Source organism: Micromonospora lacuserhaii (genome assembly GCF_036902735.1).
Lineage (GTDB): Bacteria > Actinomycetota > Actinomycetes > Mycobacteriales > Micromonosporaceae > Micromonospora.
This window is the reverse complement of sequence record NZ_JBAKHO010000020.1, coordinates 71,489-85,370: the sequence shown is the minus strand read 5'-3', so window position 1 is coordinate 85,370 and position 13,882 is coordinate 71,489. Positions and strand designations below refer to the sequence as shown.

The following is a 13,882-nucleotide window of genomic DNA, read 5'->3' as shown; positions in this document are numbered from 1 at the left end:
GCCAGCAGCGCCACCACGATCGGCGACTTGTGGGTCAGCGCCAGGGCCAGCGCGACCGGGGCGGCGACGGCGGCCGGGTCGGCCCGCAGCAGCCAGTCCCGCAGCGCCTCCACCGTCTCGGTCAGCTCCGGCTCGATGGCGTCCGGGTCGGCGACGTCGGTGCCGAAGGGCAGACCGGCGCGCAGCCGCGGGTCCTCGGCGGCGAGCCCGAGCAGCTCCTCGACCAGCGCGTACCGGGTGAGCGCGCGGATGCCGACGGTCAGGTGCAGCGAGCTGGACTCCTGCGCCTGGGCGCTGTGCAGCCAGCCTCTGGGCAGGTAGAGCGCGTCGCCGGGAGCGAGCACCACGTCGAGCGCGGGCTGGCCCTGCGCCGTGGCGGAGACCTCGTCGGCCCGGCCGCCCCAGGGCTGCTTCTCCAGCGGGTCGGGCAGCACCGGCGGGTGGATGCGCCAGTGCTTGCGGCCGTCGACCTGGAGCACGAAGACGTCGTGGGTGTCGTAGTGGGTGGCGAAGCCCTGGCTGCCGGCCGGGGTCAGGTAGGCGTTGACCTGCAACGGCTGGGCCACCGCGGTGCCCAGGTCGCGGGCGAAGTCGACCAGCGCCGGCCAGATCCGGTGCAGGCCCTGCAGCACCAGGGTGGCGCCGGAGGCGTACAGCTCGAGGATCCGCTCGTCGAGTACCTGGTCGCCGATCTCGGCGCCGGCGCCACCGCCGCCGGTGAAGCGCGCCGCCGGCACCAGCTGGCCGTCCCTGGCCACCCGCAGGAACGGGGTACGCAGGCCGCGCCGGCTGAGCAGCTCGTCGGCGTCGTCGGGGCTGAGCAGGTCGGTGAAGCCGGCGCGGTTCGGCAGTTCGTCGGCGCGGGAGAGCAGCGGGGCCTTCCCCCAGTACGCGGCGGCGAACTTGGCCGGCTCGACGCTGACGCAGCGGGCGAGGGCCTCGGCGGCGGTGCACGGAACCGCCGGGCGGCCGTGGCCGCCCGGCGGGTCGATGATCGTCACGACGGTCCGTCAGGCCGCGCTGCCGTCAGCGCCACCGTCCTGCTGGCCCGGGGTCGCGCCACCGTCGGCCGGACCCTCCGCGCCACCGTCGGCGCCACCGTCCTGCTGGCCCGGGGTCGCACCGCCGTCGGCCGGACCCTCGGCGCCACGGTCCGCGCCCTGGTCGGCGCCGCGCTCCGCACCACGGTCCGCGCCACCGTCCTGCTGGCCCGGGGTCGCACCGCCGTCGGCCGGGCCTTCGAGGCCGCCGCCGCTGGTGGTCTGCATGTCGTCGTCGTTGAGTGCCATGGGTGCTCCCTCGGGTGTGCCGCCCCGCCGTAGGTCGGGGGCTCGTCGTGCAGCGGGTGGTACCCCACGTGCGATCTTCTCTAACCCCACCGTAGACGTCGGCGCGGGGCGACACGGGCGGTTCGCCGGGCCCACGCCCGACGGCCCGGATCCGGGGACGGATCCGGTCCTCGGCGTGCGGACTGGACGGCGCGCCGTATCCGCCGGGCGGTGACAGGATGGGTGCAGCCGACGACGGAGGCGGGCATGGCCGAGACCACACTCCTGGCGCCCCGGGCGGGTGGGCCGTGGTGATCCTGGTCGGCACGTCGGGTTGGCAGTACCGGGACTGGCGGGACCGGTTCTATCCGGCGAAGCTGCCGCAGCGGCTCTGGCTGGAGTACTTCGCCACCCGGTTCGCCACGGTCGAGGTCAACAACGCCTTCTACCGGCTGCCCGAGCGGGACGTCTTCGCCGCCTGGCGGGAGCGGACCCCGGCGGACTTCTGCCTGGCGGTGAAGATGAGCCGCTACCTGACCCACGTGAAGCGGCTGCGGGAGCCGGCGGAGCCGGTCGCCCGCTTCCTCGGCCGGGCCACCGCGCTCGGCGACCGGCTCGGGCCGGTGCTGGTGCAGCTGCCGCCGAACCTGCGGGCCGACGTCGACGCGCTGGACGCGACGCTGCGACTCTTCCCCGCCGAGGTGCGGGTGGCGGTGGAACCTCGACATCCGTCCTGGTGGACGACGGAGACCCGGCGGGTGCTGGAACGCCGCCGGGCCGCGCTGGTCTGGGCGGACCGGCTGAGCCGGCCGGTCACCCCGCTCTGGCGGACCACCGACTTCGGGTACCTGCGGCTGCACGAGGGTCGGGCCCGGCCGTGGCCGCGCTACGGCCGGGCCGCACTGGCCTCCTGGGTACGCCGCCTCGGCACGACGTTCGACGACGCGACGCCGGCGTACGTGTACTTCAACAACGACCCGGGTGGGGCCGCGGTGGTCGACGCGGTGGCCTTCGCCGAGCTGGCCCGGCGGGCCGGCCACGAGGTCAGCCGCACCGCGGCGCGCTGAAGCCGTACGACGGCGGCCCGCCCCACCGCGAGCGGGGGGCGGGCCGCCGGGCGCCCGTGCTAGGGAATCATCCTTTGCAGGTCCCGGGGCATGCCGGCCTTGACGTCCTGCCACTCGCCCTGGGTCACGTGCCGGCGCAGGGTGTCCAGCACCACCTGGGTCACCCGCTCCGGGCCGCCCTCCACGTCGTACGGGAAGCCCTGCCGGACCTCGTAGAGGAAGTCGTCCCGGTTCAGCTTGATCGGCACGTTGTCCGGCTGCCAGCCGTCGAAGTAGATGCCCCGGACCAGCACCGGCAACTGCGCGGCGAACTCGGCGCTCTCCTGCACCGTCATCCGGTCCCGCAGCAGGTGCAGGACGGTCCGCAGCGCCGCGTACGACTGGTTGCGCTGCTCCTTGGGCCAGCCGTACGCCTGCTCGATGTCCTTGAGGATCAGGTTCGTCTTGTCCAGCGAGGACTCGAACGCCGAGTTCAACTGCTCAGCCATCGCGCCACCCCCGTGTGTCGGTCTCCCACCGTCGGTCGTCGTCGCGTCGCGGTGGCCCCGACGGACCCCGCCACTGCCGCGCCGGACTGCTGGCCCGGCCGGTCCGCGCCGCCCCTCGGGTGTCCCCGCCGGAGCCGACGACGTGCAGCACCGCACCCCGCCGTGGATCCGTCACCACCCGCACCGCCATATCCGGTCACCTCCGTACCGTCATCGGTGTTCCCGGTCGCGTCGCGACCGGCACCCTCCATGCTGCCGGGCGGCGGGGTGAGCCGGCCTCACCCCTAGCGGGTGAGAACGCCTCACTCGGCGAGCAGGTCGACCAGGGTGGCGGCGTTGGTCTGCGCGTAGTCCCGGTAGCAGTTGTTCATCAGCACGTGGGTCTGCTCGGCGGAGTCGGCCAGCTCGCGCAGCTTCGGTGCCCAGTCCGTCAGCTCCCGGTCGGAGTAGCGGTAGCCGAACTTCTCGTGGATGTCCTTGCTGGTCCATTTGTCGCTGTGCCCGTGGAAGCGCACCACCGCCAGGTCGGCGGTGGCGGCCAGCACCGGGGGTACGGAGTTGCGGTACCCCTGCGGCATGTCCACGCAGACGAACGCCAGCTCGTGCTTGCGCAGGAACGCCAGCGTCTCGTCGGCGTTGGCCCCGTCGAACCAGGAGGCGTGCCGGAACTCGAAGACCGGCCGCAGCGGACGGCAGCGCCGCTCCACCTCCAGCAGGTACTCCTTGTTCTCCCGCTTGATCGTGAACCACGGCGGGAACTGGAACAGCAGCCCGCCGAGCTTCTCCGCCTCGACCAGTGGGTCGAGGGCGGAGAGGAACCGGGTCCACACCTCCTCGTACGCCTGCGCCGGCAGGTCGTCCGGGTAGAGGTTCTTCTTCTCCGTCTCCGGGCGCAGGTCCTTGTAGAGCGCGGAGACCTTCGTCGGGTGCCCGGTCAGCAGGCTGAACGCCTTGACGTTGAAGGTGAACCCGGGCGGGGTGCGCTCGGCCCACAGCCGCGCGGTCCGCTCCGCCGGCGGCGAGTAGTAGGTCGCGTCCACCTCGACCAGCGGAAAGCGCCGGGCGTAGTACGCCAGGCGCTTCTCCGGGGTGTCGGCGGTCTGCGGGTACCAGCCCGAGTCGAGCAGGGTGCGGTCGGTCCACGAGGCGGTGCCCACTCTGATCTCGCCCATGTGCGCAAGTCCACCCCGCCCCGGCCCGACCGGCAACCGCAACGCCCGCTCAGGCCGCCCGGCGCTCCCGGTTCTGCTTGCAGGTCACGCAGGCGGTGGCCGAGGGGAAGATCTCCAACCGCTCGACCGGGATGGGTGCGGCGCACCCCTCGCAGAAGCCGTAGGTGCCCTCGTCCAGCCGGGAGAGCGCGTGCTCGAACTGGGTCCGCCGGTCGAGGATGGTCCGCAGCAGCGACTGGGCGGTGTCCCGCTCCGCGGTCTTGGTGCCGCTGTCGGCCTGGTCGTCGCCGGCGGTGTCGCCGACCTCCACCAACCGCAGCACCTGGCTCTGCGTGACCGTCTGCTCGTACTCCGCGGACAGCTCGTCGTAGCGGGCCTGCAGGGAGAGCCGGATCTGGTCGATCTCCGCCTGGGATCGGCCCGTACCGACCGTGTCGTGGACGAGCATCGCTGCCTGCCTTTCGTGGAGCCTCGGCTCTCCGGGAGCCGCCGGCCCCGGGAATACGGTCCGCACGGGCGAGATCACCCGTGCCCTGTGAGCCGGGCGATTACCCGCCCCCGGAGTCGATCAAACCGACGAATTTCCGTCCTCACTCGGCCGGTTCGTCCGACTCCATCAGCGCGGGGTGACGGGGGTCGTCGGCGCGGACCACCACGTCGGCGAAGGAGGCCGGCGTCACCTCGTCGGCGTACCGGTCGAAGGCCGGCAGGCGCCACCGCTGCTCCGGGTCGGTCCGTCGGGCCAGCGCCGCCGGCGAGAGCAGCAGGTGGATCGTCAGGTCGAAGGGGAGGCCCCCGCCGAGCAGCAGCGCCCCACTGACCAGCAGCACGCCGCCGGGCGCCAGCTCGACGTAGCCGGCCCGGCTGGCCCGGTCGCTGGCGGCGTCCCAGAGCGACGGGAGGACCCGTCCGGAGCCGCCGGGGCCGGCCGGGTCGAGCACCTCCCGGCGCAGCCCGGCCTCATCGGTCCAGCCCTCGTAGTACGAGTCCGGGTTGGTCCGGCCGTGCTCGAAGCGGATCGAGGCCGGACGCAGGAAGTCCTCCGCGCGTACGTGCAGGACCGGGCGCCCGAGAGCGCGCAGCGGGTCGACCAGCGCGGCGGCGAGCCGCTCCGGGCCGGCGGCCGGCGGGCCGTCCACGGCAACCCGCAGCCGGCCGGCCGTGTCGTCGCCGTCACCGGCGGCGGCCAGGTCCTTGGCGGCGGCGAGCAGCCGCTCGGTCAGTTCGTCGACGAGCCGGTCGGGCGAGATGGGACGGACGCGCATCCGACCATGGTGCCCCGACCGGTCCCGGTGCTGCCGGGCGACCGCGCGGTGTCGGTCGGTTCAGCCGGTGCGGTCGATGGTGACCCGGGCGTCGTCGGCGAGCCGGTAGCCCACCCCGTAGACGGTGGTGACCAGCGGGACGTCCACGCCGACCTTGCCGCGCAGCCGGCGCACGTGCACGTCGACGGTACGCACCCCGGCGTGCTCGTAGCCCCAGACGGCGTTGAGCAGTTGCAGCCGGGTGAACACCCGGCGCGGATGCGCCACCAGGTGCAGCAGCAGGTCGAACTCCAGCCGGGTCAGCGGCAGCGGCTCACCGTCGCGCAGCACCGAGCGGGAGGAGGCCAGGATGTGCAGGGCGGGGATGGTCGGCGCGAGCGCCCGGCCCGGGGAGCGGCCGGCGGGGACCTGCTCGGGTCGGCGCTCGGCCGGGACGCCGCTGGTGGAGATGGTGCCCTCGCCCCGCTCCAGCATCTCCCGGGCGGCCTCCAGCAACCGGCGGGCCGGCGGGGTGAGCGACTCCTCGCAGGCCAGCGGGATCGAGAGGGTCACGGTGAGCATGGGCGCGGCCGTGTTGGCCGGACGACGCTGGCCACCGGGGGGACGACCGGGGACCGCAGGCTGGGACGTATGCCATCCGGCGCGCGACGAGGCGGGGCTGACCGACATGGTCCTCCTTGGCTGGTCCGGGTAATCCCACGGCCCGGGACGCCGCTTCATCGATGCTTCCCGGCCCCTGAGCGAGGGTCAAGGGGCGGCCGCGTTGCATGAATGTGACAATTGGCGAACACATCGCAGCCGAACCCTCGCTCTGCGTACGAGCGAGATGATTACAGCAGAACCATCCGACCGTCCGACCCCCGGGGGTCCCCACCCCGGTCACAGTGGCTGGTCAACGGTCCGGACAGGACGGCCGGCCGGGCTGTCCCGGCCGGACCGACCCGGGCGCCGGTGCTCAGCGGAACCGGTCGACGCGTACCCGGGCGTCGTCCGCGAGCCGGTAACCCACCCCGTACACGGTGGTGACCAGCGGGGTGTCGGGGCCGAGCTTGGCGCGCAGCCGGCGCACGTGCACGTCGACGGTCCGGGCGACCGCGTGCTCATACCCCCACACGCTGGCCAGCAGCTGGAGCCGGGTGAACACCCGGTGCGGGTGCTCGGCCAGGAAGAGCAGCAGCTCGAACTCGATGCGGGTGAGTGGGATCTCCCGGTCACCCTGGCGGACCACCCGGGATCCGGCGAGCACCCGCAGCACGTCCGGGTCCTCGTCCTCCGGCGGCACGGCCGCCGGGCGGGGACCGGGCAGGGCCGCGACCACCCGGCCGGCCGCAATTTCCGTCGGGCGGATCATCCCCTCCCCCGTCTCGGCCAGCTCGCCGAGGAGGTCGACCAGGTGGGCCAGCCGGGGCGACAGCGCCGCCGCGGCAAGGTCGATGGTGATGGTGAGCGCCGGGGTGGACCGGGTCCGGCTCGGCGGCACCCGGTCGGGGCGACCCGGCGGGTGCGGGCGCGAGGTGATGGCGACGACGGGCATGGGAGCCTCCTGGATCAGCGGTGCCGTCCGCCGCGCCCGGTGGAGCGCGGCGGTCAGTACGGCGCCCGGCCGGCGGTCACCGGGGGCGCGACGGACGGGGAACGGTGCGGCGGGGTCGGGCCGAGCGTGGGCAGGCCGGCGATCCGCCAGGCGACGAAGCCGCCGACCACATCGGTGGCCCGGTGCAGGCCGAGGTCCTGGAGGGCGGCGGCGGCCAGCGACGAGGTGTAGCCCTCCTGGCAGATGACCAGCACCGGCAGGTCGTAGCCGACCGCCTCGGGCAGCCGGGCCGGGCAGCGCGGGTCCAGCCGCCACTCCAGCACGTTCCGCTCGATCACCAGGGCCCCCGGCACGGTGCCGTGCGCGGCCCGCTGGGCGGCCGGCCGGATGTCGACCATCAGCGCGCCCCGGCGGTACGCCAGGTGCGCCTGCTCGGGGTCGAGCCGGCGCAGCCGGGCCCGGGCGGCGGCGAGGATCTCGTCGATGCCGCGCGATCCCGGCGGCGGCGCCGGACAGTTCTCGGTACGGGTGGCGTGCTGCGGCATCCTCGCGGTCCTTCCATGGGCGTGCCGACGGGTCGGGGGTCGGTGGTCACCAGGCGGCGCCGGCCCGGGCCACCTCGGCGACCCGCAGGTGGCCGTCGACCAGCCGGTAGTGGGTCATCCGGCGCAGCGCCGGGCGGTAGACGTGCACGCTCACCGCGGGCTGGTCGCCGCGGTTGGTGACCACGTGCACGTGGCGGGGTCCGAACCGGCGGGCGGCGCGGACCGCGAGCCGGTGCGGGCGCAGCCGGCCGGCGGAGACGGTCTCCTCGGTGAGCTCACCGGCGACCACCAAAAACGCCCCGGAGGAGCCGCCGTGGTCGTGCAGGTCGGTGCCCTGGCCGGGCAGCCAGCTCAGCGCCCACACCTCGTGGTCGACGGCGACGGCGAGCCGGGCGTACCAGCGGGTGGCCCGGTCGAAGCGGAGCGGGACCGTCCACGTGGTCGGGTCGGCGTACCGTTCGGCGACCGCGAGCAGATCGGTGGCGTGCGTGCTGGTCATGGCTGTCTCCCCAGGCTGGCGCGTGCGGATCCAGTTTAGGCGGTAAAGCCTATAGGTTTAGTAGGCAATACCGGATGCTGGGACGCGCCGGTCCACGGCGGAGCGGACCGCCGGCCTCTCCTGTCAGCGGTGGAGACCGTCCGCTTCCTCGACCTGCCCGAGATGCTGACCCTGCTGACGTCGCGCTGACGCACAACCCGGGCGGGGGCGGCCGTCAGCCGGTATACAGGGGCGGTGGAGGATCCCGTACCCGAGCAGATGCGCCGGGCGGCCACCGCGCTGCTGACGGCCCTCGACGAGCCGGCGCGCGCGGCCGCCACCCACGCGTTCGACGACGACCGGCGGCGCTGGCTGGAGTACCGACCGCGACCCCGGCCCGGGGTCTGCCTCGCCGACCTCGACGTCGCCGGCCGCAAGGCCGCCCACCGGCTGCTGGCCACCGCGCTCAGCCCCGCCGCGTACGCCCAGGCCATGACCGTGGTGGCGCTGGAGGAGGTGCTGGACCGGGCGGAGGGCTGGCGGCGCGGCCGGCACAGCGGCGACTACTGGGTCGCCGTCTTCGGCGACCCGGCCCGCGACGACCGGTGGACGTGGCGGTTCGAGGGGCACCACCTGTCGGTCACCATGACCGTGGCCGACGACCAGGTCTCCCCCGCCCCGGTCTTCCTCGGCGCCAACCCGGCCACCGTGCGGCACGCCGGGCGGCCGGTCTCCCGTCCGCTGGGGGTGGAGGAGGACCTGGCCCGCGAGTTGCTGGCGGCGATCGGCCCGGCGGGCCGGGCGGCGGCGATCGTCGCCGACGAGGCGCCCGCCGACATCATCAGCGCGACCCGGCCGTCGGTCGCCGCGCCGCTGACCCCGCTGGGCGTGCCCGCCGGGCGGCTCGGCCCCACCGGCCGGGCGCTGCTGGACCAGTTGGTCGCGCTCTACCTGGACCGGCTCCCCGCCGAGCTGGCCACCAAGGAGGCCGACCGGCTCGCCGGCGCCGAACGGCACTTCGCCTGGGCCGGGTCGACCAGACCGGGCGGCCGGCACTACTACCGGGTCCAGGGCGACGACCTGCTGATCGAGTACGACAACACCACCGACGACGGCAACCACGCGCACACCGTGCTGCGCCGCCCGGCCAGCGACTTCGGCGCGGACGTGCTCGCCGCGCACCACGCCGACGCCCACCGCTGACCGGGGGCACCGACGCAACCCGGCGATGCGGCGTCGGCCCGGCTCGCCGCCGGCACGCCCACGTTCGGGCACCCCGCACTCGGCGTGGCGCCCGGGTCGATGCGACACGCCCACCTTCGGCGACCCGAACGACGGGCCCGGCGAGCCGCGGCGGCGACGACCGTCGGCTAGCCCGGCTCGACCGCCTCGATCAGGAACCGCCGCGCGTGGGCGACGAACGGCCCGTCGGCGCGGATCCGCGCGTGCAGCCGCTCCAGCTCCGGCCGGTACCGCTCGACGTCGAAGCCGGGCACGGTCCAGACCACCTTGCGCAGGAACCAGACCACCGCGCCGATGTCGTGGAACACCGCGCGCAGGGTGGCCGGCTCGAGACGGACCACCCGCAGCCCGGCGGCGTGGGCGGCGGCGACCGCCTGCTCCGGGTGGCGGTGGGCCGGCGGCGGCAGCGGACCGAGGATCGCCTCGCTCAGTTCCCGCATGGTGCCCGCGCCGATCTGCTGGGACAGGTAACGCCCGTCGGGGCGCAGCACCCGGGCGATCTCGGCCCACCAGGTCTCCACCGGATGCCGGCTGGTGACCAGGTCGAAGACGCCGTCGCGGAAGGGCAGCGGCGGTGCGGTGCCGACCTGCACCACCCGGGCGCCGAGGGTGCCCAGGGTCTGCCGGGCCACCGCGACGTTCGGCGGCCAGGCCTCGGTGGCGATCAGCAGCTTCGGCGGGTGCGGCACCTCGGCCAGCACCTCTCCCCCGCCGGTGTCGATGTCCAGGGCCGCGCTCGCCTCGGCCATCCGGGCCGCGACGAGGCGGGTGTAACCCCACGGCGGGCGTTCCTCGGTGGCCCGGCCGTCCAACCACGAGAAGCCCCAGCCGTCGACCGGGGCGGCGGCCGCCTCGGCGACCAGTTCAGTGAAGGCGCGCTCGGACATCCGACCAGCGTGGCCGCCCCGCGCTGCACCGGCAACCGGGTTCCGCGTCCCGCCGGGCGGCGGCGACCGGCTCAGGCGCGGGGGCGGACGATCTCCACGGTGGCGCCGCCCGGCACCCCGTCCAGCGCCTCGAAGCCGCTCGGTTCGCGCCGGCCGGCGTCGAACTGCCGCATCAGCCGGGCGCCGAGCCGGACGCCCACCGCGCCGACGACCAGGGCCACCAGCTCGGTGACCACCAGCACGCCGGTGGCACCGCGCTGCGGGGCGTCGGCCCGGATCAGGCAGGCCAGCAGGAACAGCGCCGCCATGCCGGCATTGACCATGTTGAAGGTGACCATGGTGCGGCGGCCCCGGCTGGGACGCACATCCCAGAGGTCCACCATGCCGGCCACCCCGGCCAGCGCGGCGGCGACCAGGGCGGCGACCGCCGTCCAGTAGCCCACCTCGCCCAGGAAGGCCGGGCCACCGGCCACGTCGGCCAGGTCGAACAGCGTGGCGCTGACGAACAACCCGAAGGGGAACGTGATCAGCATCGGTTGGATGGGATGTCCCTGCACGCGTAGGCGGCTCTCCATCGGTTCCTCCCCAGGATCGGACAGCGCACGAGTCCAGGGTGCTACCCGGGCGCCACCGGGACGAAACGACGCGCCGACCGGCGTGACGCAACCGACCGGCCGGTCGGGGCTCAGCCCATCCGGGGACGGGAGACCGTGGCGACCAGCCGATCGGCCACCTCCCGCAGCGGGATGTCCAGCGACGACGCGGCGGTGCGCAGCACGTCGAGGGCCTCCGCCGCCGGGCAGCCGCGCTGCGTCATGATCACGCCGATGGCCTGCCCGACGACGCCCTCACCGAGCAGTGCGCCGTCCAGCTCGCCGGCCTGCGCGGCCTGGCGGGCCCGGTCCCGGACGGCGGCGAGCAGCAGGCCGGCGTGCTCGGCGAGGAGCATCGCGGTGAGCTGGTGGCGGGGGGTGAGCCGGCCGGTCGCGTCGGCGTACAGGTTGATCGCGCCGATCACCTGCTCGTCGACGTCCACCGGTGCGGAGATCACCCCGCGGACGCCCAGGCCCGCGGCCCGGGCCGTCCAGGCCGGCCACCGGTCGTCGGCGGCCAGGTCCTCCGCGATCGTCATCTCGCGGCGACGGATCGCGCTCATCGCCGGCGACTCCGGGCCGTCCCGCAGGTCGTCCAGCTCCGCCAGGCGCGGATCGGAGGCCGCCACCCCGGCCGGCTCGCCGGCCCGCAGTGCGGTGAAGCCGCACCAGGTGACCTCCGGTACGGCGTCCCGGGCGATCCGGACGAGCTGCGCCAGGGCCTCGTCGAAGTTGTCGACCGCGATCAGGCCAGCGGTGAGTTCCCGCAGCAGGGCGGCGGTCTCCAGCACACCCAGGGTGTCGATCATCGGCTCCCGCGTATCGAGGTTCACCGGCCCAGCGCTCCCGCGCACCACCAGCTGCGGGTCACCGGCGCCATTGCCTGTGCCATCGATGTGATCTCTCCCCCGTGTCATGAGCCCCGGCCTACTACCCTCGCAAACCAGGACCGAAACCGGTAAAGGGGGCCCGACCGGCGCGGTCCGCGCCGGTCGGGCCCCCTTTACCCGGTCAGCGAGCGGCGGAGAGCCGCCGGCCCACGGAGGCGATCAGCCGGTCCAGCTCGGAGCCGAACGGGTTGTCGTGCACCAGGTACGTCCAGGTGGCGGTGGGCCGGACCAGCTTGGCGGCATCCGGCTCCCAGTCGTCCTCGAACTCGGTCTCCTCGAAGGTGGCGATGGTGCGCCGCTCGATCTCCGGGACCAGGTCGTTGAAGGCCGGGACGGCGGCCCGGTGGAACTCGTCCAGCGGGTCCAGGCGGCCCAGCGCCCGCAGGTGCACGCCCTCGCGGACCTCCGACAGCTCGGCCAGGTGCTCGGCCCAGAGCCGGTCGAGGTGGAACAGGGCGATCGAGCGGGCCACCCTGGCGAGCAGGTCCTCGTCCATCTCGCCGGCCTTCTCCGGCACCCGGTCGAGCAGCATCAGCGCCGCGATGTCGGAGGTGAGCAGCCGCTCCCGCCGTTCGGCGAGGGCCTTGCGCTGCTGCTCGATCACCACGCTGTAGCGCCAGGTGTTGCGGTGGATCTCGTGGTTGACCCCCTCGGCGACCCGCTGGGCGTGCTCCACCGCGTAGTCGACCTGCTCGTCGGTGACCAGGCCGTCGGCGTTCATCCGCGGCGACGCCGGGATGGCATCACCGGCGTGCCGGACGACCAGGTCGTCCTCCAGGCTGACGAAGAAGACCGACCCACCCGGGTCGCCCTGCCGGCCGGCCCGGCCGCGCAGCTGGTCGTCGACCCGGCGACTGTCGTGCCGGCCGCTGCCGATCACATACAGGCCGCCCAGCTCGGCGACCCGCGCCTGGTCGGCCTGGTCGCTGCCGCCGAGGCGGATGTCCACGCCCCGGCCGGCCATCTGGGTGGAGACGGTGACCGCCGCGTACGCGCCGGCCTCGGCGATGATCGCCGCCTCCTCGTCGTCGTTCTTGGCGTTGAGTACCACGCAGGGCACCCCGGCGGCGTTCAGGCCGGCGGCCAGCCCCTCGGACTCCTTGACGTCGAGGGTGCCGACCAGCACCGGCCGGCCGGCGGCGTGGCAGCGCCTGATCTCGTCGATCAGCGCCTCCTCCTTCTCCGCCCGGGTGGCGTAGATCCGGTCCGGCTCGTCCTCGCGGACGCAGGGGGTGTTCGGCGGGATCACCGCCACCTCGAGGCCGAAGAACTCGCGCAGCTGTTCGCCGACCAGCACCGCGGTCGCGGTCATCCCGCAGACCGTCGGGTACAGGGCGATGTACGCCTGCACGGCGATGGTGCCGAGCACCTCGCCCTCGGCGGTCGCGTCCAGCCCCTCCTTCGCCTCGACGGCGGCCTGGAGACCGTCCGGCCAGCGGCGGCGCTGGGCGACCCGGCCGCGCATCTCGTCGATCAGCTCGACCGACCCCTCCCGGACGATGTAGTCGACGTCGCGGTGCAGCAGGGCCTGCGCGTGCAGCGCCACGTTCACCGCGGAGAGCTGCCCGACGTGCTCGGTGTCGTACAGGTCGATGCCGCCGAGCTTGGCCTCGACGGTGGCCAGGCCCTCGGTGGTGAAGGCGACGCTGCGGCCGTCCTCGGCGACGGTGTAGTGCTTGCCCCTGCGCAGGCCCCGGACCAGGGCGGCCGCGGCGTGCACCGGGTCCTGCTCGCCGGCGACCGCGCCGGCGAGGACCATCGGCACCCGGGCCTCGTCGATCAGGATCGAGTCGGCCTCGTCGACGATGGCGGTCTTCAGCGGCGGCTGCACCCGGTCGGCGAGGTCGGTGACGAGCTGGTCGCGGAGGAAGTCGAAGCCGGCCTCGCTGACCGAGACATAGGTGACGTCGCAGCCGTACGCGGTACGCCGCTCCTCCGGGGTGGAGGCCTCGTTGACCCAGCCGACGGTCAGCCCGAGCAGCCGGTAGACCGGGGCCATCCACTCGGCGTCCCGGCGGGCCAGGTAGTCGTTGACCGTGAGCACGTGCACCGGCCCGTTGCCCAGCCGGACGTGCCCGTAGGCGGCGACGGTGGCGGTGAGCGTCTTGCCCTCACCGGTGGCCATCTCGACGACCTTGCCGGAGAGCAGCGCCATCGCACCGAGCAACTGCACGTCGTACGGCCGCTGGTCCAGGCCGCGGCGGGCGGCCTCGCGGCCGATGGCGCAGATCTCCGCGTACTCGGTCGCGGTGCCGGCGGCCTCGGTGAGCGCGGCGTCGTCGAGCGCCTGCAGCTCCTCCTCGCGCGCCGCGATCCGCGGCAGCAGCTTCTCCAGCGGGGCCAGGTCGACCGTCGTCCCCGGGCGCTGGAGGAACCGCCGGAACCTGCTCTTGAACCGTTGCGACACACCCATGAGCGGCAACGGTACGCGAATCGACCCGCAGATCGCTGCC

16 protein-coding genes are annotated in these 13,882 nt (G+C 74.4%); 2 read left to right on the top strand and 14 right to left on the bottom strand.

Features of this window, described 5'->3' with window-relative positions; translation table 11 throughout:
- A partial coding sequence (locus V6U81_RS15810) for a cupin domain-containing protein (RefSeq protein ID WP_334490024.1) occupies positions 1-1,001 on the bottom strand: 1,001 nt, incomplete at its 3' end.
- Positions 1,002-1,010: 9 nt separating this feature from the next.
- Positions 1,011-1,289 (bottom strand): hypothetical protein, encoded by a 279-nt coding sequence (locus V6U81_RS15805; RefSeq protein WP_334490022.1) that lies wholly within the window; start codon positions 1,287-1,289, stop codon positions 1,011-1,013.
- A 287-nt stretch (positions 1,290-1,576) separates the two neighbouring features.
- Here V6U81_RS15805 and V6U81_RS15800 point away from each other — a divergent pair, with 287 nt between their 5' ends.
- Complete coding sequence (locus tag V6U81_RS15800) at positions 1,577-2,335, top strand: DUF72 domain-containing protein (RefSeq protein WP_334490020.1); 759 nt, start codon at positions 1,577-1,579, stop codon at positions 2,333-2,335.
- A 59-nt stretch (positions 2,336-2,394) separates the two neighbouring features.
- Here V6U81_RS15800 and V6U81_RS15795 read toward each other — a convergent pair whose 3' ends face one another.
- From V6U81_RS15795 to V6U81_RS15760, 8 genes are all read right to left on the bottom strand, one after another.
- The gene (locus V6U81_RS15795; RefSeq protein WP_334490018.1) at positions 2,395-2,823 is read right to left on the bottom strand and encodes a DUF2267 domain-containing protein; all 429 of its coding nucleotides are present in this window, start codon (positions 2,821-2,823) and stop codon (positions 2,395-2,397) included.
- 302 nt (positions 2,824-3,125) lie between these two features.
- Complete coding sequence (locus tag V6U81_RS15790; protein ID WP_334490015.1) at positions 3,126-3,995, bottom strand: DUF72 domain-containing protein; 870 nt, start codon at positions 3,993-3,995, stop codon at positions 3,126-3,128.
- Between the two features lie 49 nt (positions 3,996-4,044).
- On the bottom strand, positions 4,045-4,443 hold the full coding sequence (locus V6U81_RS15785) for a TraR/DksA family transcriptional regulator (RefSeq protein ID WP_334490013.1): 399 nt from the start codon (positions 4,441-4,443) through the stop codon (positions 4,045-4,047).
- A 142-nt stretch (positions 4,444-4,585) separates the two neighbouring features.
- Positions 4,586-5,260 carry a nucleoside/nucleotide kinase family protein gene (locus V6U81_RS15780; protein ID WP_334490011.1) on the bottom strand — a complete coding sequence of 225 codons (675 nt, stop codon included), beginning with the start codon at positions 5,258-5,260 and terminating at the stop codon, positions 4,586-4,588.
- A gap of 60 nt (positions 5,261-5,320) precedes the next feature.
- Entirely contained in the window at positions 5,321-5,929 is a 609-nt protein-coding gene (locus V6U81_RS15775; protein ID WP_334490008.1) for a winged helix-turn-helix domain-containing protein, read from the bottom strand.
- A gap of 286 nt (positions 5,930-6,215) precedes the next feature.
- Positions 6,216-6,794: a winged helix-turn-helix domain-containing protein gene (locus V6U81_RS15770; protein ID WP_334490006.1), complete on the bottom strand. Its 579-nt coding sequence runs from the start codon at positions 6,792-6,794 to the stop codon at positions 6,216-6,218.
- A gap of 53 nt (positions 6,795-6,847) precedes the next feature.
- Entirely contained in the window at positions 6,848-7,339 is a 492-nt protein-coding gene (locus tag V6U81_RS15765; protein ID WP_334490004.1) for a rhodanese-like domain-containing protein, read from the bottom strand.
- A 46-nt stretch (positions 7,340-7,385) separates the two neighbouring features.
- Complete coding sequence (locus V6U81_RS15760; protein WP_334490002.1) at positions 7,386-7,838, bottom strand: cysteine dioxygenase; 453 nt, start codon at positions 7,836-7,838, stop codon at positions 7,386-7,388.
- Between the two features lie 258 nt (positions 7,839-8,096).
- Here V6U81_RS15760 and V6U81_RS15755 point away from each other — a divergent pair, with 258 nt between their 5' ends.
- A complete protein-coding gene (locus V6U81_RS15755; RefSeq protein WP_420884035.1) occupies positions 8,097-9,020 on the top strand; it encodes a DUF3500 domain-containing protein in 924 nt (307 codons plus the stop codon).
- A 167-nt stretch (positions 9,021-9,187) separates the two neighbouring features.
- Here V6U81_RS15755 and V6U81_RS15750 read toward each other — a convergent pair whose 3' ends face one another.
- The 4 genes from V6U81_RS15750 to secA2 form a co-directional block, all read right to left on the bottom strand.
- Positions 9,188-9,946: a class I SAM-dependent methyltransferase gene (locus tag V6U81_RS15750; protein ID WP_334489998.1), complete on the bottom strand. Its 759-nt coding sequence runs from the start codon at positions 9,944-9,946 to the stop codon at positions 9,188-9,190.
- Positions 9,947-10,017: 71 nt separating this feature from the next.
- Positions 10,018-10,521 (bottom strand): DUF2231 domain-containing protein, encoded by a 504-nt coding sequence (locus V6U81_RS15745; protein ID WP_334489995.1) that lies wholly within the window; start codon positions 10,519-10,521, stop codon positions 10,018-10,020.
- Positions 10,522-10,631: 110 nt separating this feature from the next.
- Entirely contained in the window at positions 10,632-11,372 is a 741-nt protein-coding gene (locus tag V6U81_RS15740) for a GAF and ANTAR domain-containing protein (protein ID WP_334489992.1), read from the bottom strand.
- Positions 11,373-11,550: 178 nt separating this feature from the next.
- On the bottom strand, positions 11,551-13,842 hold the full coding sequence (gene secA2, locus V6U81_RS15735; protein ID WP_334489989.1) for an accessory Sec system translocase SecA2: 2,292 nt from the start codon (positions 13,840-13,842) through the stop codon (positions 11,551-11,553).
- Between the last annotated feature and the right edge of the window lie 40 nt (positions 13,843-13,882).

Bases quoted from the DNA above. Each gene is read 5' to 3' on its own strand.
- secA2 (WP_334489989.1), bottom strand. From the start codon at position 13,842: ATGGGTGTGTCGCAACGGTTCAAGAGCAGGTTCCGGCGGTTCCTCCAG.
- V6U81_RS15760 (WP_334490002.1), bottom strand. From the start codon at position 7,838: ATGACCAGCACGCACGCCACCGATCTGCTCGCGGTCGCCGAACGGTAC.
- V6U81_RS15750 (WP_334489998.1), bottom strand. From the start codon at position 9,946: ATGTCCGAGCGCGCCTTCACTGAACTGGTCGCCGAGGCGGCCGCCGCC.
- V6U81_RS15805 (WP_334490022.1), bottom strand. From the start codon at position 1,289: ATGGCACTCAACGACGACGACATGCAGACCACCAGCGGCGGCGGCCTC.
- V6U81_RS15785 (WP_334490013.1), bottom strand. From the start codon at position 4,443: ATGCTCGTCCACGACACGGTCGGTACGGGCCGATCCCAGGCGGAGATC.
- V6U81_RS15780 (WP_334490011.1), bottom strand. From the start codon at position 5,260: ATGCGCGTCCGTCCCATCTCGCCCGACCGGCTCGTCGACGAACTGACC.
- V6U81_RS15755 (WP_420884035.1), top strand. From the start codon at position 8,097: ATGCGCCGGGCGGCCACCGCGCTGCTGACGGCCCTCGACGAGCCGGCG.
- V6U81_RS15795 (WP_334490018.1), bottom strand. From the start codon at position 2,823: ATGGCTGAGCAGTTGAACTCGGCGTTCGAGTCCTCGCTGGACAAGACG.
- V6U81_RS15770 (WP_334490006.1), bottom strand. From the start codon at position 6,794: ATGCCCGTCGTCGCCATCACCTCGCGCCCGCACCCGCCGGGTCGCCCC.
- V6U81_RS15790 (WP_334490015.1), bottom strand. From the start codon at position 3,995: ATGGGCGAGATCAGAGTGGGCACCGCCTCGTGGACCGACCGCACCCTG.
- V6U81_RS15765 (WP_334490004.1), bottom strand. From the start codon at position 7,339: ATGCCGCAGCACGCCACCCGTACCGAGAACTGTCCGGCGCCGCCGCCG.
- V6U81_RS15775 (WP_334490008.1), bottom strand. From the start codon at position 5,929: ATGTCGGTCAGCCCCGCCTCGTCGCGCGCCGGATGGCATACGTCCCAG.
- V6U81_RS15745 (WP_334489995.1), bottom strand. From the start codon at position 10,521: ATGGAGAGCCGCCTACGCGTGCAGGGACATCCCATCCAACCGATGCTG.